Annotated in this window: 25 protein-coding genes; 15 read left to right on the forward strand and 10 right to left on the reverse strand. The window is 63.2% G+C overall.

Annotation, left to right across the window (positions count from 1 at the left end; all coding sequences use genetic code 11):
- Positions 1–4: 4 nt before the first annotated feature.
- From rnr to rpmG, 6 genes are all read left to right on the forward strand, one after another.
- Positions 5–2,389 (forward strand): ribonuclease R, encoded by a 2,385-nt coding sequence (rnr, locus tag AC1RQ5_RS19405; RefSeq protein ID WP_493203481.1) that lies wholly within the window; start codon positions 5–7, stop codon positions 2,387–2,389.
- Positions 2,386–2,820 (forward strand): DUF983 domain-containing protein, encoded by a 435-nt coding sequence (locus AC1RQ5_RS19410; RefSeq protein WP_398484301.1) that lies wholly within the window; start codon positions 2,386–2,388, stop codon positions 2,818–2,820. The genes rnr and AC1RQ5_RS19410 overlap by 4 nt, the downstream gene beginning before the upstream one ends.
- Positions 2,821–2,869: 49 nt before the next feature.
- Positions 2,870–3,616 (forward strand): NUDIX hydrolase, encoded by a 747-nt coding sequence (locus AC1RQ5_RS19415; protein WP_493201096.1) that lies wholly within the window; start codon positions 2,870–2,872, stop codon positions 3,614–3,616.
- 103 nt (positions 3,617–3,719) lie between these two features.
- On the forward strand, positions 3,720–3,941 hold the full coding sequence (locus tag AC1RQ5_RS19420; RefSeq protein ID WP_398484297.1) for a hypothetical protein: 222 nt from the start codon (positions 3,720–3,722) through the stop codon (positions 3,939–3,941).
- Between the two features lie 146 nt (positions 3,942–4,087).
- Positions 4,088–5,416, forward strand: coding sequence for an LLM class flavin-dependent oxidoreductase (locus AC1RQ5_RS19425; RefSeq protein WP_493201098.1), 1,329 nt, complete (start codon positions 4,088–4,090; stop codon positions 5,414–5,416).
- Positions 5,417–5,541: 125 nt separating this feature from the next.
- Positions 5,542–5,709, forward strand: coding sequence for a 50S ribosomal protein L33 (rpmG, locus tag AC1RQ5_RS19430; RefSeq protein WP_211908954.1), 168 nt, complete (start codon positions 5,542–5,544; stop codon positions 5,707–5,709).
- A 299-nt stretch (positions 5,710–6,008) separates the two neighbouring features.
- On the opposite strand, the gene AC1RQ5_RS19435 is transcribed toward rpmG, so the two are convergent.
- Both AC1RQ5_RS19435 and AC1RQ5_RS19440 read right to left on the reverse strand, forming a co-directional pair.
- Positions 6,009–7,382: a PleD family two-component system response regulator gene (locus AC1RQ5_RS19435; RefSeq protein WP_398479079.1), complete on the reverse strand. Its 1,374-nt coding sequence runs from the start codon at positions 7,380–7,382 to the stop codon at positions 6,009–6,011.
- A gap of 10 nt (positions 7,383–7,392) precedes the next feature.
- Positions 7,393–7,758 carry a response regulator gene (locus AC1RQ5_RS19440; protein WP_398473315.1) on the reverse strand — a complete coding sequence of 122 codons (366 nt, stop codon included), beginning with the start codon at positions 7,756–7,758 and terminating at the stop codon, positions 7,393–7,395.
- A gap of 163 nt (positions 7,759–7,921) precedes the next feature.
- Here AC1RQ5_RS19440 and AC1RQ5_RS19445 point away from each other — a divergent pair, with 163 nt between their 5' ends.
- Together AC1RQ5_RS19445 and AC1RQ5_RS19450 are read left to right on the forward strand one after the other, a co-directional pair.
- Entirely contained in the window at positions 7,922–8,218 is a 297-nt protein-coding gene (locus AC1RQ5_RS19445; RefSeq protein WP_398479165.1) for a DUF3572 domain-containing protein, read from the forward strand.
- Entirely contained in the window at positions 8,215–9,510 is a 1,296-nt protein-coding gene (locus AC1RQ5_RS19450; RefSeq protein ID WP_398479081.1) for a DNA polymerase IV, read from the forward strand. The genes AC1RQ5_RS19445 and AC1RQ5_RS19450 overlap by 4 nt, the downstream gene beginning before the upstream one ends.
- 234 nt (positions 9,511–9,744) lie before the next feature.
- Here the strand turns inward: AC1RQ5_RS19450 and AC1RQ5_RS19455 are convergent, their stop codons facing one another.
- Complete coding sequence (locus AC1RQ5_RS19455; protein WP_493201101.1) at positions 9,745–10,791, reverse strand: 2,5-dihydroxypyridine 5,6-dioxygenase NicX family protein; 1,047 nt, start codon at positions 10,789–10,791, stop codon at positions 9,745–9,747.
- A gap of 141 nt (positions 10,792–10,932) precedes the next feature.
- Here AC1RQ5_RS19455 and AC1RQ5_RS19460 point away from each other — a divergent pair, with 141 nt between their 5' ends.
- Positions 10,933–11,919: a flavin reductase gene (locus tag AC1RQ5_RS19460; protein WP_493201102.1), complete on the forward strand. Its 987-nt coding sequence runs from the start codon at positions 10,933–10,935 to the stop codon at positions 11,917–11,919.
- 159 nt (positions 11,920–12,078) lie between these two features.
- On the opposite strand, the gene AC1RQ5_RS19465 is transcribed toward AC1RQ5_RS19460, so the two are convergent.
- Complete coding sequence (locus AC1RQ5_RS19465) at positions 12,079–13,080, reverse strand: ABC transporter substrate-binding protein (protein ID WP_398479087.1); 1,002 nt, start codon at positions 13,078–13,080, stop codon at positions 12,079–12,081.
- Positions 13,081–13,239: 159 nt separating this feature from the next.
- Between AC1RQ5_RS19465 and AC1RQ5_RS19470 the strand changes: the two genes are divergently transcribed.
- Complete coding sequence (locus tag AC1RQ5_RS19470) at positions 13,240–14,613, forward strand: malonyl-CoA decarboxylase (RefSeq protein ID WP_493201104.1); 1,374 nt, start codon at positions 13,240–13,242, stop codon at positions 14,611–14,613.
- 166 nt (positions 14,614–14,779) lie between these two features.
- Here AC1RQ5_RS19470 and AC1RQ5_RS19475 read toward each other — a convergent pair whose 3' ends face one another.
- A complete protein-coding gene (locus tag AC1RQ5_RS19475) occupies positions 14,780–15,655 on the reverse strand; it encodes a cell envelope integrity EipB family protein (protein ID WP_493201105.1) in 876 nt (291 codons plus the stop codon).
- A gap of 235 nt (positions 15,656–15,890) precedes the next feature.
- Here AC1RQ5_RS19475 and AC1RQ5_RS19480 point away from each other — a divergent pair, with 235 nt between their 5' ends.
- The 4 genes from AC1RQ5_RS19480 (at position 15,891) to AC1RQ5_RS19495 (ending at position 19,089) form a co-directional block, all read left to right on the forward strand.
- The gene (locus AC1RQ5_RS19480; protein WP_233022108.1) at positions 15,891–16,358 is read left to right on the forward strand and encodes a RidA family protein; all 468 of its coding nucleotides are present in this window, start codon (positions 15,891–15,893) and stop codon (positions 16,356–16,358) included.
- 17 nt (positions 16,359–16,375) lie between these two features.
- Positions 16,376–17,122: a glycerophosphodiester phosphodiesterase gene (locus AC1RQ5_RS19485; RefSeq protein WP_493201107.1), complete on the forward strand. Its 747-nt coding sequence runs from the start codon at positions 16,376–16,378 to the stop codon at positions 17,120–17,122.
- Positions 17,123–17,359: 237 nt separating this feature from the next.
- The gene (locus AC1RQ5_RS19490; protein WP_493201109.1) at positions 17,360–18,607 is read left to right on the forward strand and encodes a GNAT family N-acetyltransferase; all 1,248 of its coding nucleotides are present in this window, start codon (positions 17,360–17,362) and stop codon (positions 18,605–18,607) included.
- Positions 18,608–18,657: 50 nt separating this feature from the next.
- A complete protein-coding gene (locus tag AC1RQ5_RS19495; protein WP_493201111.1) occupies positions 18,658–19,089 on the forward strand; it encodes an HIT family protein in 432 nt (143 codons plus the stop codon).
- A 132-nt stretch (positions 19,090–19,221) separates the two neighbouring features.
- Here the strand turns inward: AC1RQ5_RS19495 and tsaA are convergent, their stop codons facing one another.
- From tsaA to AC1RQ5_RS19520, 5 genes are all read right to left on the reverse strand, one after another.
- A complete protein-coding gene (tsaA, locus tag AC1RQ5_RS19500; RefSeq protein WP_493201113.1) occupies positions 19,222–19,713 on the reverse strand; it encodes a tRNA (N6-threonylcarbamoyladenosine(37)-N6)-methyltransferase TrmO in 492 nt (163 codons plus the stop codon).
- Between the two features lie 14 nt (positions 19,714–19,727).
- Entirely contained in the window at positions 19,728–20,714 is a 987-nt protein-coding gene (locus AC1RQ5_RS19505) for a Bug family tripartite tricarboxylate transporter substrate binding protein (RefSeq protein WP_493201114.1), read from the reverse strand.
- A 164-nt stretch (positions 20,715–20,878) separates the two neighbouring features.
- The gene (locus tag AC1RQ5_RS19510; RefSeq protein ID WP_493203483.1) at positions 20,879–21,223 is read right to left on the reverse strand and encodes an AzlD domain-containing protein; all 345 of its coding nucleotides are present in this window, start codon (positions 21,221–21,223) and stop codon (positions 20,879–20,881) included.
- A gap of 5 nt (positions 21,224–21,228) precedes the next feature.
- A complete protein-coding gene (locus AC1RQ5_RS19515; protein WP_493201116.1) occupies positions 21,229–22,044 on the reverse strand; it encodes an AzlC family ABC transporter permease in 816 nt (271 codons plus the stop codon).
- 32 nt (positions 22,045–22,076) lie between these two features.
- Positions 22,077–23,252: an MFS transporter gene (locus AC1RQ5_RS19520; RefSeq protein ID WP_493201118.1), complete on the reverse strand. Its 1,176-nt coding sequence runs from the start codon at positions 23,250–23,252 to the stop codon at positions 22,077–22,079.
- A gap of 67 nt (positions 23,253–23,319) precedes the next feature.
- Between AC1RQ5_RS19520 and AC1RQ5_RS19525 the strand changes: the two genes are divergently transcribed.
- Positions 23,320–23,700, forward strand: a complete 381-nt coding sequence (locus AC1RQ5_RS19525) for an ArsR/SmtB family transcription factor (RefSeq protein WP_493201120.1) — start codon at positions 23,320–23,322, stop codon at positions 23,698–23,700.
- Positions 23,701–23,711 lie beyond the last annotated feature (11 nt).

Raw genomic sequence — 23,711 nt, forward strand, 5'->3', positions numbered from 1 at the left:
CAAGATACGCGACAAATCACGCGACACCGGTTTTCCGTCGAGGGACGCCATCGTCGCGTTCATTCGCGCCTATCCCGGCAAGATCGGCACCCGCGAGATCGCGCGGGAATTCGGCCTCAAGAATGCAGCCCGCGTCGAACTCAAGCGCGTGCTGCGCGAACTCATTGCCGAAGGCGCCATCGCCAAGAAAGGCAAGGAAGTCCGCGAGCCCAAAGGCCTGCCATCGACCGTGCTGGTCGATATCGCCACCCGCGATGCCGATGGCGAGCTGATCGCCACGCCGGTGGAATGGGACGAGGCCGACGGCAAGGCGCCGCGCATCCGCATTCATACGTCGCGTCGTCCCCTGCCCGGCACCGCGGCCGGCGTCGGCGACCGCGCGCTGGTGCGCATCGAGAAGATCGAGGACGAGGACGACTCGTTTTATCGCGGGCGTGTCATCAAGGTGCTCGACGGCGCGCGCACGCGCCTGCTCGGCATCTATCGCGCGCTGCCGAATGGCGGCGGGCGCATGATCCCCGTCGACAAGAAACAGGCCGGGCGCGAACTCAACATCGCCGCCTCCGACGCCAACGGCGCCGAGGATGGCGATCTCGTCAGCGTCGATCTGATCCGCACCCGCGGCTATGGCCTCGGCTCCGGCAAGGTGAAGGAGCGCCTCGGCTCGCTGTCGTCGGAAAAGGCGGTCAGCATGATCGCCATTCATTCCCACGACATTCCGCAGGCCTTTTCACGCAGCGCTTTGCTGGAAGCTGAAGCCGCCAAGCCTGCTGCCCTCAAGGGCCGCGAGGACTGGCGCGCGGTGCCGCTCGTCACCATCGATCCGCCGGACGCCAAGGATCACGACGACGCCGTCTATGCGGAAGTCGATCCCGACAACGACAGCGGCATGATCGTCACCGTCGCCATTGCGGACGTCGCCTTCTATGTGCGGCCGGGCTCGGCGCTCGACAATGACGCGCTCCAGCGTGGCAACTCCGTCTATTTCCCCGACCGCGTCGTGCCGATGCTGCCGGAGCGGATCTCCAATGATCTCTGCTCGCTGGTGCCCGGCGAGCCGCGCGGCGCGCTCGCAGTGCGCATGGTCATCGACGAGGACGGCAAGAAGGTCTCACACTCCTTCCATCGCATCCTGATGCGCTCGGCCGCAAAGCTCTCTTACGCGCAGGCGCAGGCGGCGATCGACGGCAGGCCCGATGATATCACCGGCCCCATTCTCGATCCGATCCTGAAGCCGCTTTACGCGGCCTATGCGCTGGTCAAGAAGGCGCGCGACGAACGCAATCCGCTCGAGCTGGAAATTCCCGAGAGAAAGATCCTGCTCAAGAAGGACGGCACCGTCGATCGCGTCATCGTGCCGGAGCGGCTCGATGCGCACAAGCTGATCGAGGAGTTCATGATACTCGCCAATGTCGCGGCGGCGGAGATGCTTGAAAAGAAGGGCCTACCGCTTATCTATCGTGTGCATGACGAGCCGACCGTCGAGAAGGTTCACAATCTCGCGGAATTCCTCAAGACGCTCGATACGCCCTTCACGAAAGCGGGCAGCCTGCGGCCGTCGGTGTTCAACCGGGTGCTGGCGCAGTTCAAGGGCCATGACTCCGAGCCGCTGGTGAATGAAGTGGTGCTGCGTTCGCAAGCCCAGGCGGAATACACCTCCGAGAATTACGGGCATTTCGGCCTGAACCTGCGACGCTACGCACATTTCACCTCGCCGATCAGGCGATACGCAGATCTGATCGTGCATCGTGCGCTGATCCGCGCGCTCGGCCTTGGCGAAGGCGCGTTGCCCGAGACCGAAACGCCGGAAACGCTGGCGGAGATAGCGACGCAGATTTCCGCCACCGAACGCCGCGCCATGAAGGCCGAGCGCGAGACATCGGACCGGCTGATCGCGCATTTCCTGGCCGACAAGATCGGCACCAGTTTCCAGGGCCGGATTTCCGGCGTCACCAAGGTTGGACTCTTTGTCCGATTGACCGAGACCGGCGCCGATGGCCTGATCCCGATCAGGACATTGGGCAGCGAATACTTCAATTTCGACGAAGCCCGTCACGCCCTGATCGGCACCCGTTCCGGCGCGATGTACCGGCTCGGCGATGTAGTCGATGTCCGACTGGTCGAGGCCGCACCGGTGGCCGGCGCGCTGCGATTTGAGATGCTGTCCGAGGGCAATGAAGCGCCTCGGCGGGTCCGGCGCGATCAAGGCCGCAGCAAGGGTGCTGACGACCGCGAGCACCGTCCGACCACGACGAAGAAATTCAAGTCGTCGAAGAAATCGAAGCCCGGCAAGAATGCGCGGGTGAAGGACAAAGCGAAGAAAGCCCTGGCCAATGCAGGCCGCGCCTCCCGATCGACGGGAGGTAAACCGACACGAGGCAAGTCATGATGACGCTGACCACGCCGAAGACGTTGACGAAGACCTGGACCAACGCGCTCGACCCCGCCGCCAAGCGCAATGTGTGGACCGCGATGAAGCGCGGCTTTGCCTGCCGCTGCCCGAATTGCGGTGAAGGCAAGATGTTTCGCGCCTTCCTCAAGACCGCCGATCACTGCGATCGCTGCGGCCAGGATTTTACCGCGCACCGCGCCGACGATCTGCCCGCTTATCTCGTGATCGTCATCGTCGGCCATATCGTGGTGCCGATCGCCTTGTGGATTGAAACGAATTACTCGCCATCGGTGGCGCTGCAACTGGCGATCTATCTGCCGATCACGCTGGTGGCATCGCTGCTGCTGCTGCAACCGGTCAAGGGCTCCGTTGTCGGATTGCAGTGGGCATTCCGCATGCACGGGTTTGGCGACGGCCCCGCCGACTGATACATTCTTCGTCTCTGCAAAACCCAAGAAGAAAATTCTAGGAGACGAAATGAACGACGCGGTTGACGTCAACAAGGTCGAAGTCGGCAAGGAAGCCGATCACCATCCCTATAAGCGCCCACGCGATGCGGCGACGCTGATGCTGGTCGACCGCTCCGGCCCGGTGCCGAAGGTGCTGGTGGGCAAGCGCCACGACAAGGTGGTGTTCATGCCGGGCAAGTTCGTCTTCCCCGGCGGCAGCGTCGACAAGACCGACAACCGCGTCCCGGTCGCGGCCCCCATGCCGGCCGCACTCGAAGCCAATCTCCTGAAGGGCAGCCCGAAGACACTGCCATCGCGCGCGCGCTCGCTGGCCATCGCCGCCATTCGCGAAGCCTGTGAAGAGACCGGCCTGTGTCTTGGCCGCAAGAGCGAGGGCAAGCAGAAGACACTTGCCGGGCCCTGGCAGGCCTTCAGCGATGCCGGCCTCCTGCCCGATCCATCCGGCCTGTTCCTGATCGCCCGCGCGATCACGCCACCTGGCCGCATCAAGCGCTTCGACACGCGCTTCTTCACCGCCGACGCATCGTCGATCGCGCATCGCGTCGAAGGCGTGGTCCATGCCGATGCGGAGCTGGTGGAACTGGTCTGGGTCGAACTCGGCTCGCCGCATCTGGCCGATGCGCATGCCATGACCAAGAACGTCCTCAACCAGTTGCAAAAACGCCTGGCACTCGGACCGTTACACCATGACGCACCGCTGCCATTCTTCCATTGGTACGATGGTAAGATGCAGATGGATATGATACCAGCCTGATGCGAGAAAGCGCCGCATATGCCGCGTTTTCACTATTTTTTTAACGCAACTATCTACCGAGCCGACTAACAACGACGGCGCCGCAATCGAGGAGCTTTCGTTCATGGGACAGATGCAAAGGTTCGAGGACACAGAGACCTCGACCTTCACACCTGTATCGCTCGGCTACCGGCAAATGGCGTCGTCACTGGCCAAGAAAGCGAGCGTCTCGAGCGATCCGCGCGAAATCCGCGACCTGCTCGAGCTCGCCAAGTCCTGGATCCTGCTGGCCGAAAACGAAGAGCTGATGGCGAGCGAAGCGCGCAGCCTGTCATCGCGCTTCTAACCGCTTGCACGTCATTCCGTGGCACCCCGGAATGACGGCATTCTCCTCGCAAACTACAATTCGCAATAATCTTCCCGTGACCGGCTAGTGCCGCCCCGCCTCCGCATGCCTATCTGTTCCCGACCAGCATTACGGGGACAATCCAGATGGCGAAGCGTCAATTGAAGCTCGGGGCGTTCATGCGCCCGATCAGCATCCATACCGGCGCCTGGCGCTATCCAGGCTCCGTGCCGGACGCCAACTTCAATTTCCCCTTCATCAAGCAGATGATCCAGAAGCTGGAAGCCGGCAAATTCGATGCCTTCTTCATGGCCGATCATCTCGCCGTGCTGAACATGCCGGTGGAGGCGCTGAAGCGCAGCCATACGGTCACGTCGTTCGAGCCCTTCACGTTGCTCTCGGCGCTTGCCGCCGTCACCGAGAATATCGGTCTCGTCGCTACCGGCTCCACCACCTTCGACGCGCCCTATCATGTGGCGCGCCGCTTCGCCTCGCTCGATCATATTTCCGGCGGTCGCGCCGGCTGGAATATCGTGACCACGTCTAATCCCGATGCCGCGCTGAATTTTGGCCTCGACGATCACATGGAGCATGCCGAGCGCTACAAGCGTGCGCGCGAGTTCTATGACGTCGTCACCGGCCTGTGGGATTCCTTCGCCGATGATGCGTTCATCCGCGACGTCGAGAGCGGCATCTTCATGGATCCCGAGAAGATGCATGTGCTCGATCACAAGGGCACCTATCTCAAGGTCCGCGGTCCCCTGAACATCGCGCGCCCCGTGCAGGGCTGGCCGGTGATCGTGCAGGCCGGCGCATCCGATGATGGCAAGCAGCTTGCTGCCGAGACCGCCGAGGCCGTCTTCACCGGCGGCGGCCCGATCGGCGATGCGCAAAAACTCTATGCCGACATCAAGGGCCGCATGGCCAGGATCGGCCGGGATCCCGACCATCTCAAGATCCTGCCCGGCGCATTCGTGGTGGTCGGCGACAGCGTCGAGGAAGCGAAAGAAAAGCGCGCGCTGCTCGACAGCAAGGTGCATTACGCCAATGCCATCGCCTCGCTCTCGATCAATCTGGGCGTCGATGCCTCCGGCTTCGATCCCGATGCGCCCCTGCCCGACGACATCCCGGATACCAACGCGTCCAAGAGCGGCCGTGAGCGGGTCATCGCGCTTGCCCGTCGCGATAACCTCACCGTGCGCCAGCTGGCCCAGCGGCTCGGCGGCTATGCCGGCTCGGCCTTTGTCGGCACGCCCCGGACCATCGCCGACCAGATGCAGGAATGGCTGGAAACCGAGGCTTCGGACGGGTTCAACATCATGTTCCCCTATCTGCCGGAGGGCCTGAACGACTTCGTGGACAAGGTCGTGCCGGAACTGCAGCGGCGCGGAATCTTCCGTACGGAGTATGAGGGCCGCACCCTGCGCGAGAATCTGGGCCTGCCGCGGCCCGAAAACCGCTTCTTTCCGGCTTAAAAGCCGGAAATCACCGGATTTACCGCCGCGGAAAACCTTGACTTTGGGGCGTTCGGGGCTAGGTTGCGCGCCAACACGGCCAGTTCTCTGGCTGTCACCCGATTCCTGACATTCAGAGGTTCACCATGGCCAAAGCGGTCACCATCAAGATCAAGCTCGTCTCCACCGCGGACACCGGCTTCTACTACACCGCCAAGAAGAACTCGCGCACCATGACCGACAAGATGGTCAAGAAGAAGTACGACCCGGTCGCGCGCAAGCATGTCGAGTTCAAGGAAGCGAAGATCAAGTAAGCGCTGGACACAGCTGCTGACGGATTTGACGGCGCCGCGAGGCGCCGTTTTCTTTTTAACCTCTCCCCGCCCTTCTGCGGGGAGAGGTCGATCCGGCGAAGCCGGATCGGGTGAGGGGCATGGCACAAGACCAGCGCCAATCTCACGACTATCGAAGCGAAGAATTCTCAGGGAGCCCGAGCGTCAGTCGCATAGGAGAGCTCCGATGGACTGTGTAAGAGGCACGCGCGTGCCATGCCCCTCACCCGCCGCGAAGACGCGGCGACCTCTCCCCGTAAAGGACGGGGAGAGGTTAAGAACTACGCCGCCGCGGCGACCACGCGATTTCGCCCGTCATGCTTGGCGCGATACAGCGCAACATCCGCGCGCTTCAGCACGTCCGCAATCGGCTCGCCCTTCTTCTCCAGCGTCGCCAGCCCGATCGAGATCGTGACCTCGATGCGCTTGTTGCCGCGATCGATCGAAAACGGCTCGCCGGCGATCGAGCGGCGCAGGCGCTCGGCCACCATGCCGGCCACATGCATGTCCGTCTCCGGCATCACGATGACGAATTCCTCGCCGCCGTAACGACAGGCGAGATCGATGCCGCGGATCGACTTGCGGATTCGCACCGCAAATTCGCGCAGCACATCATCACCGCAGTCGTGGCCGTGATTGTCGTTGATCGACTTGAAGTAGTCGATGTCGAGGATCATCAGCGCCAGCGGCTTGCTACGCGTCGCGGCCTGCTCGGCCAGCGTCTGCAGATGGCTTTCCATGTAACGGCGGTTATGCAGGCCGGTGAGACCGTCGGTGATCGCGGCCTCGATGGAGTGCTGGACATTGTCGCGCAGATGGTCGGTGTAACGGCGGCGACGCACCTGCGTGCGGGCGCGCGCGAGCAGCTCGTTCTTGTCCACCGGCCGCGTGAGATAATCGTTCACGCCGATCTCGAGCCCGCGCAGCAGCCGCGCATTGTTGTCGATATCGGCGATGGCGAGGATCGGGATCTGCCGCGTGCGCTCCAGCGAGCGCGCCTGGCTGCACAGCCGCAGGCCATCGAAATTCTCGAGGCTGAGCGAGACGATCAGCAGATCGTAATTGCCCTCGGCCGCGTGAAACAGCGCCTCGGTGGGATTGGGCTCCACATCCACCGTGTGCTCGGCCGCCAGCAGCGGCGCCAGGCGCTCATAGGACGACGGACGGTCATCGACGAGCAGGATGCGACCACCCACGCCCTCATCTGCCACAGCGCTGCGCTCGGGCGCCTGGATGCCGATCTCCAGCGAGGTCAGCGCGCGCATGCGCAACTCATCGGTCATCATCTTCAAACGCGTCAGCGAGCGCACACGCGCCACCAGCACGGCATCGGCAACCGGCTTGGTAAGGAAATCATCGGCGCCGGCCTCCAGGCCGCGCACGCGATCGGACGGCGAATCCAGCGCGGTTACCATCACCACCGGAATGAAATGCGTCTTCGGATTGGCTTTCAGACGCCGGCAGACTTCAAAGCCGTCCATGTCGGGCATCATGACATCGAGCAGGATCAGGTCGCATTCCGAGCGCGCGCAGATCTCCAGCGCCTGGGCGCCGTTCGACGCCGTGATGACGTCGAAATATTCGGCAGACAGACGGGCTTCCAGCAGCTTCACATTGGCGGGGATGTCATCGACGACGAGAATACGCGCTGACATGGAAAACTCCCTAACCGATAAATCGACGGACGGTCTCGATGAATTTCCCGACCGAAATAGGCTTTGACAAATAAGCTTCGCAGCCGCCCTCGCGGATGCGCTCTTCGTCGCCCTTCATGGCGAAGGCGGTGACGGCGACGACGGGGATCATGGCGATGGACGGATCCTTCTTGATCCAGCCGGTCACTTCGAGGCCCGAGACCTGCGGCAACTGGATGTCCATGAGGATCAGATCGGGGCGGAGCGAGCGGACAAGATCGAGCGCTTCGTAGCCGTTGCTCGTGCCCACCGTCTGGTAGCCATGGGCCTCCAGCAGGTCACGAAACAGCTTCATATTGAGCTCGTTGTCCTCCACGATCAGGACGGTTTTGGCCATCCCGTCCTCCAATCCCGAAATCAACGGTTTATCTGCGCCGGCGGATCAATGCCGCCAAGTGGCCCGTCTCCTCCAAAAATCCCAATTACTGGAATCACTTGGGTGACTCGGGCATGATGATTCAAACTAGAGCGGATAAGTTACGGAAAGGCAAACACGCGTGATGAAAAAGCAAGGGCGACACCCCGGCGAAGTGGCTGAAATCGTTGCGATTCAGGCGCTCTCCTTCGTGGCGGGCGAGCCCGAGCGGCTGGGCCTGTTCCTGTCCGAGAGCGGGATCGGTCCGGAGACGCTACGCTCGGCTGCAAAGGACCCGCAATTCCTCGTCAGCGTGCTGGATTTCGTGCTGCGCGACGACGAGACCGTGCAGGCTTTTGCCGCCGCCACCCAACTGCCGCCCGACACCATCGCCGCCGCGCGCATGGCGCTGGGCGGTCCGACAAGCAACGACTTCTCGTGACCCCTCTCCCGACAGATGTGAGCGGACCGCGCTGCTTCTGCCGGGATTGCCTTGCCGACCAGGATGTCCGCGTCAAACGCTGCACCAGTTGCGGCTCGCCCCGGCTGGTGCGTCATCACGCGCTCCCCTCGCTGACCCTCGCGCATATCGACTGCGATGCCTTCTATGCGACGGTGGAAAAGCGCGACAATCCGGACCTCAACGACCACCCCGTGATCATCGGCGGCGGCAAGCGCGGCGTGGTGTCGGCGGCCTGCTATATCGCGCGCACCTATGGCGTGCGCTCGGCGATGCCCATGTTCAAGGCGCTGGACCTCTGCCCCGAGGCAAAGGTGATCCGGCCGGACATGGCAAAGTATGTCCGCGTCGGCCGCGAGGTGCGCCACGCCATGCAGGCGCTGACGCCGCTGGTAGAGCCGCTCTCCATCGACGAAGCGTTTCTCGATCTTGCGGGCACCCAGCGCGTGCACGGAATGATCCCCGCCAAGGTGCTGGCGAAGTTTGCAGCGGATGTGGAGCGCGACATCGGCATCACGGTGTCGGTCGGCCTGTCGGTGAACAAGTTTCTCGCCAAGATCGCCAGTGACCTCGACAAGCCGCGCGGCTTTGCCGTGCTCGATCAGGCGGACGCGACAGCGATGCTGGCGGATCGTCCGGTTGGCTTCATCTTCGGCGTCGGGCCGGCGACGGCGGACCGGCTGTCGCAGCGCGGCTTCCGCAAGATCAGCGATATCCAGAAGGCTGACGAGACCGAACTGATGAAACAGTTCGGCGGCGAAGGCCGCCGGCTGTGGCGTCTCGCGCGCGGCATCGACGACCGCCTTGTCGTGGCCGATCGTGGCGCCAAGACGATTTCCAACGAGACCACCTTCAACGAGGACATCCGCGATCTCGCCACATTGGAGAAGATCCTGTGGCGACTGTCGGAGAAGGTGTCGGAGCGGCTGAAGAGCGGCGAACTCTCCGGCACCACGGTGACGCTGAAACTCAAGACCGGCGATTTCCGCCAGCGCACCCGTTCGCAATCGATCCAGTCGCCGACGCAGATGGCGAAACGGATCTTCGACATCAGCCGCGAGATGCTGGCGAAGGAGATCGACGGCACGGCGTTCCGCCTGATCGGCACGGGCGTCAGCGCGCTACGGCCGGGCGCAGAGGCCGGCGACGACAACATGCTCGACCGCCGCTCGGCGCACGCCGAACGCGCGATGGATGCGCTGAAGAAGAAATTCGGCAGTGCCGCTGTGATCAAGGGCATTGCGTATGATGGGCCGGAGAAGACGCGGGGCTAGCCAAGAGCGCGGACCCAACCTCTCCCCGCATCTTGCGCGGGGAGAGGTCGGCGCGCAGCGCCGGGTGAGGGGCGAGGCACTGGCCCCTCCACACATCAAACTCATAACGGATCGCAGAACGAAGAAACGCATGTGACGCGGGCTCTGTGCCCCGCCCCTCACCCGACGTTCACATGCGCTGCATGTGAACGTCGACCTCTCCCCGCGCAGAGCGGGGAGAGGTTAGAAAGAACCCTACCCGAACACGTCCTGCACCACGCCGTCCTTGATCACGTCCACACCATCCAGCGTGATGGTCGTGTTGAAGATCGGCAGGTCGAAATGCCCCGACGTATAGCGGCCGACGAATTCATTCGCGCCCGTCGAGAACAGGAAATTGCCGGCCACCGCGCGGATTTCCGTGCCGTTGGTGTCGCGCTGGTCATACATCTGCAGCGCTTCGTAGCGGGCATTCGGATTCATGCCCCAGCCGACATGCGACACCGCATAGGCCTCGCGATCGCCCCATGCCGCGAGATAGCGCTTCATCATCTCGGCATCGGCGCCCTCGCCGGTCAGCTCCGTGATGTAGTCGTCCTTGAACAACATCTTTACAGGCGATGTGAGGTAGCGCTTGAAGGTGAGATTGACGTCGCCGGCATCCATCACCACGGTGCCATTGATCGTCCCGCTCTTCGGGAAGCTCACGACGATGCCGCCAGGCCAATGCGCCAGCGTGCCCGGCTTGTCGGTCCAGCCCCAGACACCGACGGTGGCCGCACCTTCCATGTTCACATCGAGATCGGTGCCCGCCTTCGACGTCACCTTCATATGCTTGGTGCCACGCAGCATCTTCGCTGCTGCACGCACGCGCTTCTCCAGCGCGCTGTCCGGCACCATGCGCTCGAGCGCTTCCGGATGTTCGTTGGAGATCACGAGAATGCGCGAGCCGGCCTTCAAGATCTCCGGCGTCTCTTTCGCATGCATCAGGCCCTCGATGGTGCAATCCACCACGAAGCCCGCCTGCTGCAGCGCCGAGACCACCGGCCCCAACTGCTGAATCGCTTCCGATGCGCCGGTGGAGCGGACCGGCACCACCTGCCTGTTGCGCGGCGTCGGCACAATGACATGGAACGGTTTTGCGCCCATGCGCAGCAATGCCAATTCGGCAATGTGCACATTCAGCGCACGCGATTGCGTCTCGGAGAGGATTGCCGCAGTGTCGCCCGGCTTGACCGCGCAGCGTTCGAAAATCTCGCAGAATGCGTCGATCCATTTCGCTTCGATGCGATCCGCCAGCATGTTGCCTCTCCGTGTTTTGTAGCGATTATCGTTGGATGATAAGCGCGGACATGTTATATGAAAAGGAATATTTTTAAGATTAAAAGGACAGCGCGGCGCTTATTTTAAAGGCACCCGCGCACTTCCGGAGCGGCGAACGACATGGCGACAGACAGACCGGCGCACCACCCCGACACATCGCCGGATGCCGCGCAGCCGATCAATCCCGCGACCTTTCGTCAGGCGCTCGGCCAGTTTCCCACCGGCGTCACGGTCGTCACCGCGCAGGCCGGCGATCACCCCGTCGGCATGACGGCGAACTCGTTTTCCTCCGTCTCGCTCGATCCACCGCTGGTGCTGTGGAGCGTCGCAAAATCCTCACCGAGTCACGATCCGTTCGTCGAAGCCGATGCCTTTGCGATCCATTTTCTCGGCGCCGATCACGGCGAACTCGCGATGCGTTTCGGCCGTCGCGGCTCCGATAAATTCGCCGATATCGACCACCGCCCCGGCATCACCGGCGCGCCGCTGATCGACGGCCTCGCGCCGATCTTCGAGTGCAAGACCTGGGCGCGCTATCCCGGCGGCGACCACACCATCCTGGTCGGCGAAGTCGTGCGCTTCGTCGAGCGCAATCACGATCCGCTGGTGTTTCACTCCGGCCAGATGCGCCGCATCGACAAGGGACAGCGGCAGCCACCGCCGCTCGCCAGCGACAGTTTTGCGCGCAACTACCTGCCCTATCTGCTGGCGCGCGCGAGCTTCAATGTTTCCAGCGAATTTCATGCACGGCTGAAAGACTGGGATCTCACGGTGCCGGAATGGCGCGTGCTGGCCTGCCTGACGGATGTCGAGGGACTATCAGTCGGCGAGCTCGCCGCGATGGCGCTGATGAAGCAGCCGGGACTGACCAAGACGCTGGATCGCATGGAGGAAGACGACCTTCTCAAGCGCAAGAGCGAGTCGAACGACCGCCGCCGCGTGACGCTGCATCTGACGGCGAAGGGTCGCGCGCGGGTAAAACCGGTGCTGCAGGCGGCACTCCACCATGAGGCGACGGTGCTCGGTCGCTTCAGCGACGACGAGCGCGCAACGATCAAATATGCGCTGGATTTGTTGATTGATAGCGGAGGAAGCGAAGGAGCGTAGGATGGGTAGAGCGCAGGCGCGCAGCGCCGGAGCGAAACCCATCGCGGCGAGCTCGGTGTATGTGGTGATGGGTTTCGCTTCGCTCTACCCATCCTACGGCTCCTGTGAAAATGGCCGGGCAAAGCCCGGCCATTCGCATTCATCAATATTGTTGCGCCCTTACTTGATCGGCGCCACGACGCTCGGATTCTTCCAGGCCGAGACGTCCACCTTCTTCGGCAGCATCCCCGTCTCGACATAGACATCGAGCATCTTCTGGATCGCGTCGAAATTCGGTGCTGCGCCCGGATCGCGCGCGAAATCGTTTTCCTTGAGCAGGTACGTTTCCAGCACCGGGATCGGCGCCTTCATCACTTCGTTGACGACCTTCAGTGTCTCATCGCGATTGGCCAGCGCCTTCTGCATGCCCGACGTCAGGTCGCGCACATAGGCCTTGGCGAGATCGGGGTTCTTGTCCACGAAATCGGCGCGGCAGGCTTCAAGGATGTGCACGATGCCTTCCTGCTGCTGCGACAGCGAGAACAGCTTGCGCGTGCCGCCCTTGGCTTCCATGCGCGCGGCAAACGGCTGGTTCATCACGGCGGAATCGACGCGGCCCGAACGCAACGCTTCTTCCGAGAGCGCGAAGCCGACTTCAACCAGCTTGATATCCTTCGACGCATCGAGACCGGCCTGCTTCAGCAGGATCGCCATCGGGCCATAGATGCCGGAGCCGAGCGTGTTGATGGAAAGCGTCTTGCCCTTGAGGTCGGCGATGGTCTTGATCGGCGAGTCATCCTTCACCGCCCAATAGACCGAGAAGCTGCCCGGCTTTTCGAACACGTGCTGGGCGACCACATAGGCCTTGAGGTTACCACCGACCACACCCTGCGCCAGCGCCAGCGGCGACTGCGTCGCGCAGTCCAGCGCGCCGGCGGCCAGCGCCTGCGTCATTGGTGCGGTGCCCTGAAACTGCACCCATTCGATATTGTAGGTCTTGCCAAGCGAGGTGAATTCCTGCGGCCGCTTCATCATCCAGTATTTGGATTCCTCGGCCGGAATGGTCCAGCCCACCTTGATCGTTTGCTGGGCAAATGCCGCGCCGCTGTTCAGCAGCGCCCCGACACTCACTGCCCCCAGCGCCAAAGCCGCAACAACGCCACGCTTAAAAGTCCGCTTCATCGTGTATCCCCTTGTGATGCCGATAGTGAATGCAAAACTCTTGCCGAAACTCTGCCCTGTCACGATTGTTTCATGCTTCAAATGATCGCGCAATACGCCTCGCAAAGGGCTATATTGTCGCGTGAGTGACTGAGGCTTCCAGCCGGGAATTGATTCAGCATGAGCAATGACTTCTTCTCCGACCTCCTCGCCTCGATCTCAGAGCGCGGCCGCACGCTGTTGCGGCTCGGCCCCGCGTCGGTGGACCCCAAGCAAAACGCCATCGACATGATCGATCTCTGCGGCGATCTGCTCTCCGGTCGCGGCGAAGCCTCGGGCACCGCCATCGCCCGCGGTGTGCTCGATCGCTATCAGTCGCTGGATGAAGCCGGGCGCGTCATGTTCTTCGAAACGCTGGCGCATAAATACGGACCGGATCGCGACAAGCTCGACAAGGCCATCGAAGCCTGGCGCGCCAAGCCCACCAGCGATGGCGCAGGCCTCTTGCATATCGCATCGGAACCGCAACGGCAGGAGCTGTTCCGCCGCCTCAACCGCGCGCCCGGCGGCACCAGCGAACTCGTCAAGATGCGCGAGGATCTGCTCGATCTGAAGAACGGCAACAAGGAGCTCAACGCCGTCGACAACGACGTCGTCCATCTCTTTGCATCATGGTTCAACAGGGGTTTTCTCGTGCTGCGCAGGATCGACTGGTCGACGCCCGCCAACATCCTCGAAAAGGTGATCAAATACGAAGCGGTGCATGAGATCCATGACTGGGACGATCTGCGTCGCCGCATCGATCCCGTCGATCGCCGCTGCTATGCGTTCTTCCACCCTGCCCTTGTCGACGAGCCGCTGATCTTCGTCGAGGTCGCGCTCACCGAAGCGATCCCCGGCGCCATCGCGCCACTGCTGGCGCAGGACCGCCAGCCGGTGCCGATCGATCGCGCCCGCACCGCCGTGTTCTATTCGATCTCGAACTGCCAGCGCGGACTCGGCGGCATTTCGTTCGGCAATTTCCTGATCAAGCAGGTGGTCGAGGAGCTACGCCGCGAATTGCCGAAGCTCGATACATTCGTCACGCTGTCGCCGGTGCCCGGCTTCATGAAGTGGCTGAAGAAGGCGGATGATCTCAACCTCACGAATGAAGATCGCGCGCTGGTGGATCTGCTCGACGATCCGCTCTGGGCGAATGACGCCGCCTTGCGCGAGCAGTTGAAGCCGATCATGGAAGGCCTCGCCGCGCATTACTTCCTGAAAGCGAAGAATGCCCGCGGCGGGCCGGTGGATTCCGTCGCCCGCTTCCATCTCGGCAATGGCGCACGGCTGGAGCGCATCGACTGGCTCGGCGACATGTCGGCCAAGGGCTTGCGCGAGTCCGCCAGCCTGATGGTGAATTATCTCTATCGCCTCGACGACATCGAGAAGAACCACGAAGCCTATGCGGATCACTACGAGATCGCGGCATCGAGCGCGGTGAAGAAGCTGCTCAAGACCGAAGGCGGCGGATTGAAGCTGCTGGACAGCATGCGGTTTTCACGGGCGGAGTGATTGCGCTTTAACCTCTCCCCGCTTGCGGGGAGAGGTCGACGTTCACATGCAAAGCATGTGGGCGTCGGGTGAGGGGAAGCCTCCACAAGCTCCGAGTTCGCGGAGAGTCCCCTCACCCGACCGCGCTTCGCGCGGCCACCCTCTCCCCGCAAGCGGGGCGAGGGAACTACTTACAAGCCTTGGTCTCTTTCACCATCAGCTTGCTCATCGCTCCCGCAATGACGAAATCATTGTAGTCCAGCGCCAGCGCACGCGACACGCCGTTCTCGTACAGTTCGAATGACATCGCATAGACCGGCGTCTGCTCGCCGCCGTCCGCTGCCTTCGCCGACTTGTCGTAATAGCTCACCGTCACCGGCCAGCGCGACATCGTCTTCATCGTGTCGTCGTTCGTCGCCGGATCCGGCTCCGCCACCTTGCGATCGGCCGGGATCGCCTGCCCGATCACCGTCAGCGTGCTGTAGACCTTGTCGCCGGTGTCCGAGCCATCGAACACATTCAGTTCGAGCACCGACTTGCCCTCTTTCGCCGCGGCGATGATGCGGTGGATCTGCTCGGTGGGAAACACGATGTCGCCATCGAGCTTGATGGTCTTCTTCTCCGGCAGCGTCAGCTTGACATTGATGTGGTCGCCTTCGCGCTCGGCGATGCCGTCGATCTTGTTGGGATCGCTGTCATTCATCTGGGTGTCGATCTTGAAGCGATAGCTCTTGCCATCGCCCGCCTCCCAGCTGGTGGAGCGCAGATCGCTCAGCGTCGTCTTGTTCTCGCCGCTGTTCAGTTCGGAGACCTGACGGAAATCCGACGAATAGCCTTCGCAGGAACTGCCGGTGAAATTGTAGAGAATGCGGCCCTCGGCGGCGTTCACATTGGCATTGCCACGCGATTTGGTGAGCTTGAGCTCATACAGCGCCTGATGCGCCAGAAACGGCACTGCCGATCCCGGCGCCGCTGCCTCGCCCGTCACCGGTGCCAGCAGCAGAGCAGCGCCCAGCGCGAGGGTGGCAACCTGAAGGCGCGAGGTCGAGACGGTACAGCGCATGGAGTCGTCCTGTATGATGGAACAATGATCATAAAGACCGCCCCATTGCGCCGCAACTAGGGCCGCAGGGGATGTCCGGGAGTACAACCTGCGGAATGCCATATTTCATCGGGATTGTGGCCTCCCCGGCGTCGTCCGAACGTCACTTGCATGGGCGGACTTGATGGGGGAAACAAACGCGCCCGAACCGCTTCTCGCGGCCGGGCCTTAACTTCAAGCTTTGGGGAATTTTCGTATGCCAGGTGCAGTCGAGCAGAAACTTGCGGAATTGGGTGTCACCCTTCATGAGCCGGTCAGCCCGGTGGCCAATTACGTGGGCTTCGTGCGCACCGGCAATCTCTTGTTCGTGTCCGGCCAGATCTGCCTCGGCGCCGATGGCAAACTGATTGCCAAGGGCAAGCTCGGCGCCAATGTCAGCCTCGAGGACGGCGTTGCCGCCGCCCGTGGCTGCGCCATCAACATCCTCGCCCAGGTCAAGGCCGCCCTCGGCGACCTCGACAAGGTGGCCCGCGTGGTGCGCCTCGGCGGCTTCGTCAATTCGACGCCGGACTTCGTCGATGCGCCCAAGATCATCAATGGTGCTTCGGACCTGATGGTCGCCGCTTTCGGCGACAAGGGCCGCCACTCCCGCGCCGCTGTCGGCGTCGCCTCGCTGCCGGCCGATTGCGCTGTCGAGGTCGATGCGGTGTTCGAAGTGGCCTGATCCCAGGAACAAACCCGATGCGCGCACCTGACTGGCTGATCGCCCGCCCGGTCACGCATCGCGGCCTGCACGACCGTGCCCGCGGCATCATCGAGAACATGCCCGGCGCCATGCATGCGGCCATCGCGGGCAATTTTTCCATCGAGGTGGATGTCCAGCTCACCGCCGATGGCGAGGCGATGGTCCATCACGATGACGCGCTCGGGCGCCTGACCGAGGGCTCGGGTGCCCTGCTCTCCAAGACCACAGCCGAGCTGAAGGCCACAGCGTTCAAGGATACGCCCGAGCGGATGATGTCGCTCGGCGACCTCCTCGCGCTGGTGGACGGCCGGGTCGGCCTCGTCATCGAGATCAAGAGTCACTTTGACGGTGACCGCCAACTGGTTCGCCGCACAGCCGAATTGCTGCGGGCCTATCGCGGCCCCGCGGCCTGGATGTCGTTCGATCCCGATCAGGTTTTTGCCATGCGCGAGGTCGCCCCGGAGATCCCCCGCGGCATCACCGCCCAGCGGACCTATGACGACGGCGAGTGGCTGACGCTAACCGAGGCCCAGCGCGACGGCATGCGGTATCTCCGCCACGCCTTCCGCACCCGCCCGCATTTCGTCTCCTATTGGGTGAAGCAACTGCCTGCGCCCGCGCCTTGGATCGCCCGCAACATCTTTGGCTGCGCGCTGATCACATGGACCGTGCGCACACCGGAGCAGCGCGCCGTCACCGAGCGCTGGGCCGACCAGATGACGTTCGAGGGGTTCGTTCCGTGATCCAGGGGACAACCATCCCCGCGCGCTCCCCTCATGGTGAGGAGCGCGCCCTTGCGCGCGTCTCGAACCATGAGCTGGCCTGGCTCCGAGTTTCGCAGCCATCCTTCGCGACGCCGCTTCGCGGCTCCTCAGGATGAGGGGGAGTAACTCTCCCCCGGGTCTTGAAGTGCGACACGAAGTGCCCAATTGAAGCGCGAGGTCGCCGCGCTGTTCGCCCCTGACCGGTTCAAGTGATTGATGACGTCATCGGACATTACCCTCGAAGCAGTTGGATCGATCAGCCAGGTGCCGCCCGCGGAATGGGACGCTTGCGCAACCGGCCGCGCCGTCGCCGGGCAGACAGTGGCCGACGATCTGGCGGCGCTCGACACGCTCTCAAGCGCTGACAACTCAACTTCAGAAAAGCCCTACAACCCCTTCGTTTCACACGCTTTTCTGGCCGCAGTTGAGGCATCGCATTCAGCCTGCGCGCGCACCGGATGGGGACCCCGGCACCTCCTCGTCAAGCAGGGCGGCAAGATCGCAGGCATCGTGCCCTGCTATCTGAAATCCCATTCGCAGGGCGAATATGTCTTCGACCGCGGCTGGGCCGACGCCTATGAGCGCGCCGGCGGCGACTATTATCCAAAGCTGCAGGTGTCGGTTCCCTTCACCCCGGCCACCGGCCCCCGCCTTCTGATCCGCGACGGTGTCGACGTTGCGCGGGTCAGCGACGCACTGGCTGGCGGCCTTGTCGGGCTGTGCGAAGCGACGGAGGCATCATCGGTCCACGTGACCTTCGCCCGCGAGGATGAATGGAATTTTCTCGCCGGGCGCGGCTTTCTCCAGCGCACCGACCAGCAGTTTCATTTCCATAATCCCGGCTATGACAGCTTCGACGACTTCCTCGCCACGCTGAATTCCCGCCACCGCAAGGCCATCAAGCGCGAGCGCCGCGATGCGCTGGCCGCCGGCATCACCATCGAGGCGCTGACCGGGACAGACATCACCGAGGAAGCCTGGGACGCCTTCTTCGACTTCTACATGGAGACGGGCTCGCGAAAATGGGGGCGCCCCTACCTCACCCGCGAATTCTACACGCTGATCGGCGAGACCATGGCCGATGACGTGGCGCTGATCATGGCGAAGCGCGATGGCAAGTTCATCGCCGGCGCCATCAATTTCATCGGCTCGGACACGCTGTTCGGCCGCCACTGGGGTGCGGTCGAGCATCATCCGTTCCTGCATTTCGAGGTCTGCTACTACCAGGCCATCGACTTTGCTATCCGCCGCAAGCTCAAGACCGTGGAAGCCGGCGCCCAGGGCGAGCACAAGATCGCCCGCGGCTATCTCCCGCAGACCACCTATTCCGCCCATTACATCGCCGATCGCGGATTTCGTGCCGCGGTGGCCGATTATCTCAAGCGTGAGCGCAGCTATGTGGCCGAAGCTGGCCGCGAACTCGCCGAACTCGGCCCGTTCCGCAAGGGCGATCCGGCGCCTTGACCGGAACGCCATCGGCGGCGACATTCGCCGCGCAATGTCGGGAGGATTCCATGGTCGCGTATGACAACAACAACATTTTCGCCAAAATCCTGCGTGGCGAGCTGCCTTGCGTGAAGGTCTACGAGAACGACCACGTCCTCGCCTTCCTCGACATCATGCCGCGCTCCCCCGGCCACACGCTCGTGATCCCCAAAGCCGCCGCGCGAAATATCTTCGACATCCTGCCGGAGGATTACGCCCATGTGGTCCGCGCCGCGCAGAAGATCGCCGTGGCGGCGAAGCAGGCCTTCCATGCGGACGGCATGACCGTCGCGCAATATTCCGAGACCGCCGGCGGCCAGGTGGTGTTTCACCTGCACATGCATGTGATGCCGCGCTTCGAGGGCACCGCACTGCTGCCGGCCGCGAGCGTGAAGGAAGATCCGAAGGTGTTGGAAGCCAATGCAGCGAAGCTGATTGCGGCGCTGACGGCGCTGGGCTGAATCAAACTCCGCCCCTCATGGTGAGGAGGCGCGCAGCGCCGTCTCGAACCATGAGATGGCCTGGCTCGGAGCCTGCCGCCATCCTTCGAGACGCGGCCAAGCGGCCGCTCCTCAGGATGAGGGCAGAGTGGATCACTCTGTCTGAAAATCCCCCGGCTGCGGCGGCGCCAGTGGCGTGAATTCGCAGCGATCGGGCTTGATGTCGAGCAGCGGCGTCTCGTCGAGACAATCCAGCCCGCGCACCAGCACGGTCGCCCCATCGATCCCCACCAGCTTCACCAGCGAGGTGCCGATCGGATTCGGCCGCACCGGCGTGCGCAGCGAGAAGATGCCGCGCGCGGTGCCGTCATTCTTCGGGCTCTGCAGCACCAGATCGCGCCGCGACAGGTGCAGCCAGTACAGCACCTCAAGCGACTTGTAGAGTTCGAGATCCTTCAGCCCCTTGACCCACGGCTCGAAGATCTCGAGGCGGCACACCGGCCCGTCATGCCGGCCCTGCCGCGGCGTTTCCAGCCGCGACGTCCAGGGCGTGCGGATGCGGCCGATATAGACCAGCCCGGCATGGTTCGGTTTCGGTGCCTCGACGACGACTTTGCCGGCGCGGATTTCACTTTCACGAACCATGGTGCATCCCTCGATCAATCCAGCGAGATATTCATCGCCTTGATGACTTTCGACCACCGCGCGCGGTCCTCGTCAACGAATTGATTGATCTCGGCGACCGTCTTCGGCTTCAGCACGGGAAAGCCGATCTTCTCCAGCGAGGCGCGGAAGGTCGCATCGTTCAGCGCCTTGTCCATGCTGGCCATGACCTTCGTCACCACCTCGTCCGGCAGTTTCGACGAGCCCGCCAGACCGAACCAGACGCCGACCTGGTAATCGGGATAGCCGCTCTCGATCACGGTCGGCACATCCGGCAGATCGGGGCTGCGCTCCTTCGACGACACGCCGAGCGGACGCAGCAGCCCGCCCTTCACCGGCGGCAGTGCCGTGGAGAGCGTGTCGAACATCACCTGGATATTGCCCGACAACAGATCGGTCAGCGCCGGCCCCGCGCCCTTATAGGGCACATGCGTCATCTCCACGCCCGCGATCTGCTTGAACATCTCGCCCGCCAGATGGATCGTGCCGCCCGTCCCGGCCGAGCCGAAATTGAGCTTGCCCGGGTTGGCCTTCGCATAGGCGACGAATTCCTTCACCGTCTTCGCCGGCACCGACGGATGCACTTCCATCACGACGGGCAGGTCGGTGACCACCGTGAGCATGCGCAGGTCTTTCTGCGGATCGTATGGCAGCTTTTTGTAGAGCAGCGGGTTGAGCACCATGATCGATGCCGCCGTGACGAACAGCGTGTAGCCGTCCGGATCTGCACGCGACACCATTTCGGCCGCGATGGCCCCCTGCGCGCCCGGCTTGTTCTCCACGACCGTGGTCTGCTTGAGATCGCGGCCGAGATAATCGGCCACGAGGCGCGCCAGCACGTCGGTCGGTCCGCCCGCGGCATAAGGCACGACAAGCTTGATCGCACGCGTCGGATATTCCGCTGCGCGGGCGAGCGGAGCGGCGACCACTGTTGCGGCGATGACGAGCGTGGATAGCAGTGCGGAGCGCAGGCGCGATGTCATGGTTTCTCCCGAGGCATTCTTGTTTGCTTGGGGGAGAGACTATCGTGTTTGGATAGTGAGACAAGAGCGCCGGCCGTAGGGCGGATGAGTGCAGCGTCATCCGCCTTTCTTCGCCACACAAACTCGGCCGGCGGATGACGCCTTCGGCTCATCCGCCCTGCACTTCATCCCATCCAATACTTCCCGCCGACCATCATCAGCTCGCCGCACAACACGCCGGCGAAGATCGAGCGCTTGAAGCCGAGAAACACCAGCAGCCCGAACAGCACAGAGCCGTAACGCAACAGCGCCGGCACCGTCGCCAATGCGCCGGGCGGATGAACCAGGATCTGCGCAATCACGCCGGCAAGGATCGCGGTCGCCACCGCCCTCACCCAGACGAGAATGTCTGCCTCTTCGTCGATGCCGCCGCCAAGCCACAGGCCGAGCATGCGCCAGACCTCGTTCGGCAGAAAGCCTGCGAGCACGAGAATGACAAGCGCATGCCAATCGCCGATGAAGGTCTGCAACGCGCTCACTTTCGCCTCCAGCGATGAACGCCATAGGCGATGGTGCCGGCGGAGATGCCGGAGATCAGGATATCGACGCCGGTGTTGAACCACGACACGATGGGAAACAGCGCAAGGCCAAGCACCAGCGCGATGACATCGGGAAGCTTCTTGCAGTTGCGTGCCGTCGAGAGCAGGAACGCCAGTGGCGTCAGCAGCAGGATCGCAGCACCGAACAGCGGCGGCAGATTGGCGGCAAGATGATAGCCGATCCATGTCGCCGTGAGACATGTCAGCACGAGACCGCAGCCGAGCCCGTTGACGAACGCGATGCGGCGCTCGCGCGGCACCAGTGGCAGCAGGCGAAAACATTCGACCCACAGCGTCACCGCGATGAAATGCGATGGCAGGATCAGCTGTCGCTTCTTCGTCTCCGGCGCCCGCAGCATCGGCAGCACCGACACCACCATGGGAAACAGACGGATGCCGCTGACACCAACGGCGATCGCCGCCTGAACCGCCGTGGCACCGGACCCGAGCGCCGCCAGCAGGATGATCTGCGCCGGACCGGCCCAGATCAGAAACGTGCTCAGCAGCGCCCAGAACAGGCTGAAATGCGTATCATGCGCGAGCGCGCCGATGCCGACATAGGTAGCGAACAGCACCGCCGAGAGAATCGTCGTGGCCACCGAGCGCAGGCCGTAGAGAAATGCCGGTGCGGTCCCCTGCCATCGCGGTGAGTCCAGTGCAGGTAGCAGCGCCACGATGGTCCGTTTCTGTCCGATTGATCCCGCTGCCCATTGGCTGCCGAATGCCGTATCGGTCAAGAGCGCGGCATGCATGGATCACGCAGATCCCCCTCGGCCCTCGCAGATCACGCGTGGCCTGGCTGATGCGGTTGAAACCGCGTCACCTTCAGCAAGCAGAGCGCCAACAGCGCCAGCAGGCTGAGGCCGGACGACACCACAAGCACATAGCCGCCGAGATCATCGATCAGCAGGCTGAACGCCAGCGGTGCCATCGCCTGCGCCACCCGCGCCGGCGCGCCGAGCAGGCCAAGGCGATAGCTGTAATTATGCGGCCCGAAAATCGCCAGCGGAACCGTGCCGCGCGCAATGGTGAGGATGCCATTGCCGGCGCCGTGGAAGATCGCAAACACGATTGCTGCCGGACCGCCGATGGCGGCAATGATCAGTGCGCCCACGGGATGCGCCGCACAGGCCAGGCGGCACGACAGCAGCGGATGTGACCGGCTGAGCAGGCTGGCCTCGACGATCCGCGCCAGCACCTGTGCGGGCCCGATAAACGCGCCTGCGGCCACCGCCTGCACCGTGGTCGCACCCATGCTTTCGAGGATCCGCGGCAGATGCGCAGCCATGGCCCCCGTCACCGCCCATGCCGCCGCGAAGGCAATCGCCAGCAGCACCATCGCCCGGTCGATCGGAATATGCGGTTTGGCCCCGGCCTCCGCCGCCACCACGCGCCGCTCAACGCGCGGCAGGCAGAAGAGATTGAGCGGCAGACCGATCACGAGATGCGCGATGGCCCAGACATAGCAGGTGTTGCGCCAGCCGATATGTTCGAGCCCCCAGGCCGAGAGCGGCCAGCCGATCGTGCTGGCAAAGCCGGCCATCAGGGTGATGCCGGTGATCGCCCGCCGGGCCTTGTCGCCAAAGATGCGCCCGAGCGCGCCAAAGGCGGCGTCATAGAGCCCGAGCCCCATGCCAAAGCCGAGAAACAGCCACGCCACGATGAGCATCGCGCTGGAATGCGCACTGCCGAGCAGCGCCAGCCCGATGGCGAAGGTCACATTCGAGATCGACAGCACCTGCCGCCCGCCGACCCGATCGATCTGCCGCCCGACCCGCGGGCCGAGCAGCCCCGAGATCACCAGCGCACCGGAAAACGCCGCAAAGAACAGCGTCGGCGAAATGCCGAGATCCTGCGCGATCGGATTGGCGAGGATCGCCGGCAGATAGTAGCTGGAAGCCCATGCCAGCGTCTGCGTCGTGCCCAATGCGAGAATGACCCGCAGCTGCTTCTCGCTCATTCCCGACCTTCACCCATCCACGACTCGCGCGCTTGACATGCACCAATGTATCCATAATTCTGGATATATGAAATCACAAGACGCGATTGCAGCACTCTCCGCACTGGCGCAAGTCACCCGCCTCGAGACGTTCCGCTTGCTCGTGAAGCACGAGCCCCCGGGTCTTGCGGCGGGCGAACTTGCGCGCCTCCTGGAGGTGCCGCAAAACACGATGTCGGCGCATCTCGCAACTCTGTCCCGCGCAGGCCTCGTCAGCAGCGAGCGCCAGAGCCGCTCGATCATCTATCGTGCAGACATTGACGGCTTCCGCAAGCTGACCCTGTTCCTGATCCAGGATTGCTGCGGCGGCAGCGCCGAACTATGCGCGCCGCTGGTCGAGAGCCTGCTGCCGTGCTGCGCGCCCGCCAAGAAGGCGCCACGCGTCAAGCGCGCAGCGACAGCAGAGTGATGCCAGCCAAC

The sequence above is a fragment of the Tardiphaga sp. GW821-FHT12E02 genome, from assembly GCF_058807155.1.

What these genes read in the sequence shown, in the direction of transcription:
- AC1RQ5_RS19505 (WP_493201114.1), bottom strand. Translation starts at nt 20,714, where the DNA reads ATGACATCGCGCCTGCGCTCCGCACTGCTATCCACGCTCGTCATCGCC.
- AC1RQ5_RS19445 (WP_398479165.1), top strand. Translation starts at nt 7,922, where the DNA reads ATGAAAAAGCAAGGGCGACACCCCGGCGAAGTGGCTGAAATCGTTGCG.
- AC1RQ5_RS19495 (WP_493201111.1), top strand. Translation starts at nt 18,658, where the DNA reads ATGGTCGCGTATGACAACAACAACATTTTCGCCAAAATCCTGCGTGGC.
- AC1RQ5_RS19470 (WP_493201104.1), top strand. Translation starts at nt 13,240, where the DNA reads ATGAGCAATGACTTCTTCTCCGACCTCCTCGCCTCGATCTCAGAGCGC.
- AC1RQ5_RS19490 (WP_493201109.1), top strand. Translation starts at nt 17,360, where the DNA reads ATGACGTCATCGGACATTACCCTCGAAGCAGTTGGATCGATCAGCCAG.
- AC1RQ5_RS19475 (WP_493201105.1), bottom strand. Translation starts at nt 15,655, where the DNA reads ATGCGCTGTACCGTCTCGACCTCGCGCCTTCAGGTTGCCACCCTCGCG.
- AC1RQ5_RS19410 (WP_398484301.1), top strand. Translation starts at nt 2,386, where the DNA reads ATGATGACGCTGACCACGCCGAAGACGTTGACGAAGACCTGGACCAAC.
- AC1RQ5_RS19460 (WP_493201102.1), top strand. Translation starts at nt 10,933, where the DNA reads ATGGCGACAGACAGACCGGCGCACCACCCCGACACATCGCCGGATGCC.
- AC1RQ5_RS19480 (WP_233022108.1), top strand. Translation starts at nt 15,891, where the DNA reads ATGCCAGGTGCAGTCGAGCAGAAACTTGCGGAATTGGGTGTCACCCTT.
- AC1RQ5_RS19415 (WP_493201096.1), top strand. Translation starts at nt 2,870, where the DNA reads ATGAACGACGCGGTTGACGTCAACAAGGTCGAAGTCGGCAAGGAAGCC.
- AC1RQ5_RS19455 (WP_493201101.1), bottom strand. Translation starts at nt 10,791, where the DNA reads ATGCTGGCGGATCGCATCGAAGCGAAATGGATCGACGCATTCTGCGAG.
- AC1RQ5_RS19425 (WP_493201098.1), top strand. Translation starts at nt 4,088, where the DNA reads ATGGCGAAGCGTCAATTGAAGCTCGGGGCGTTCATGCGCCCGATCAGC.
- AC1RQ5_RS19520 (WP_493201118.1), bottom strand. Translation starts at nt 23,252, where the DNA reads ATGAGCGAGAAGCAGCTGCGGGTCATTCTCGCATTGGGCACGACGCAG.
- AC1RQ5_RS19435 (WP_398479079.1), bottom strand. Translation starts at nt 7,382, where the DNA reads ATGTCAGCGCGTATTCTCGTCGTCGATGACATCCCCGCCAATGTGAAG.
- tsaA (WP_493201113.1), bottom strand. Translation starts at nt 19,713, where the DNA reads ATGGTTCGTGAAAGTGAAATCCGCGCCGGCAAAGTCGTCGTCGAGGCA.
- AC1RQ5_RS19485 (WP_493201107.1), top strand. Translation starts at nt 16,376, where the DNA reads ATGCGCGCACCTGACTGGCTGATCGCCCGCCCGGTCACGCATCGCGGC.
- AC1RQ5_RS19440 (WP_398473315.1), bottom strand. Translation starts at nt 7,758, where the DNA reads ATGGCCAAAACCGTCCTGATCGTGGAGGACAACGAGCTCAATATGAAG.
- AC1RQ5_RS19420 (WP_398484297.1), top strand. Translation starts at nt 3,720, where the DNA reads ATGGGACAGATGCAAAGGTTCGAGGACACAGAGACCTCGACCTTCACA.
- AC1RQ5_RS19525 (WP_493201120.1), top strand. Translation starts at nt 23,320, where the DNA reads ATGAAATCACAAGACGCGATTGCAGCACTCTCCGCACTGGCGCAAGTC.
- AC1RQ5_RS19465 (WP_398479087.1), bottom strand. Translation starts at nt 13,080, where the DNA reads ATGAAGCGGACTTTTAAGCGTGGCGTTGTTGCGGCTTTGGCGCTGGGG.
- AC1RQ5_RS19515 (WP_493201116.1), bottom strand. Translation starts at nt 22,044, where the DNA reads ATGCATGCCGCGCTCTTGACCGATACGGCATTCGGCAGCCAATGGGCA.
- rpmG (WP_211908954.1), top strand. Translation starts at nt 5,542, where the DNA reads ATGGCCAAAGCGGTCACCATCAAGATCAAGCTCGTCTCCACCGCGGAC.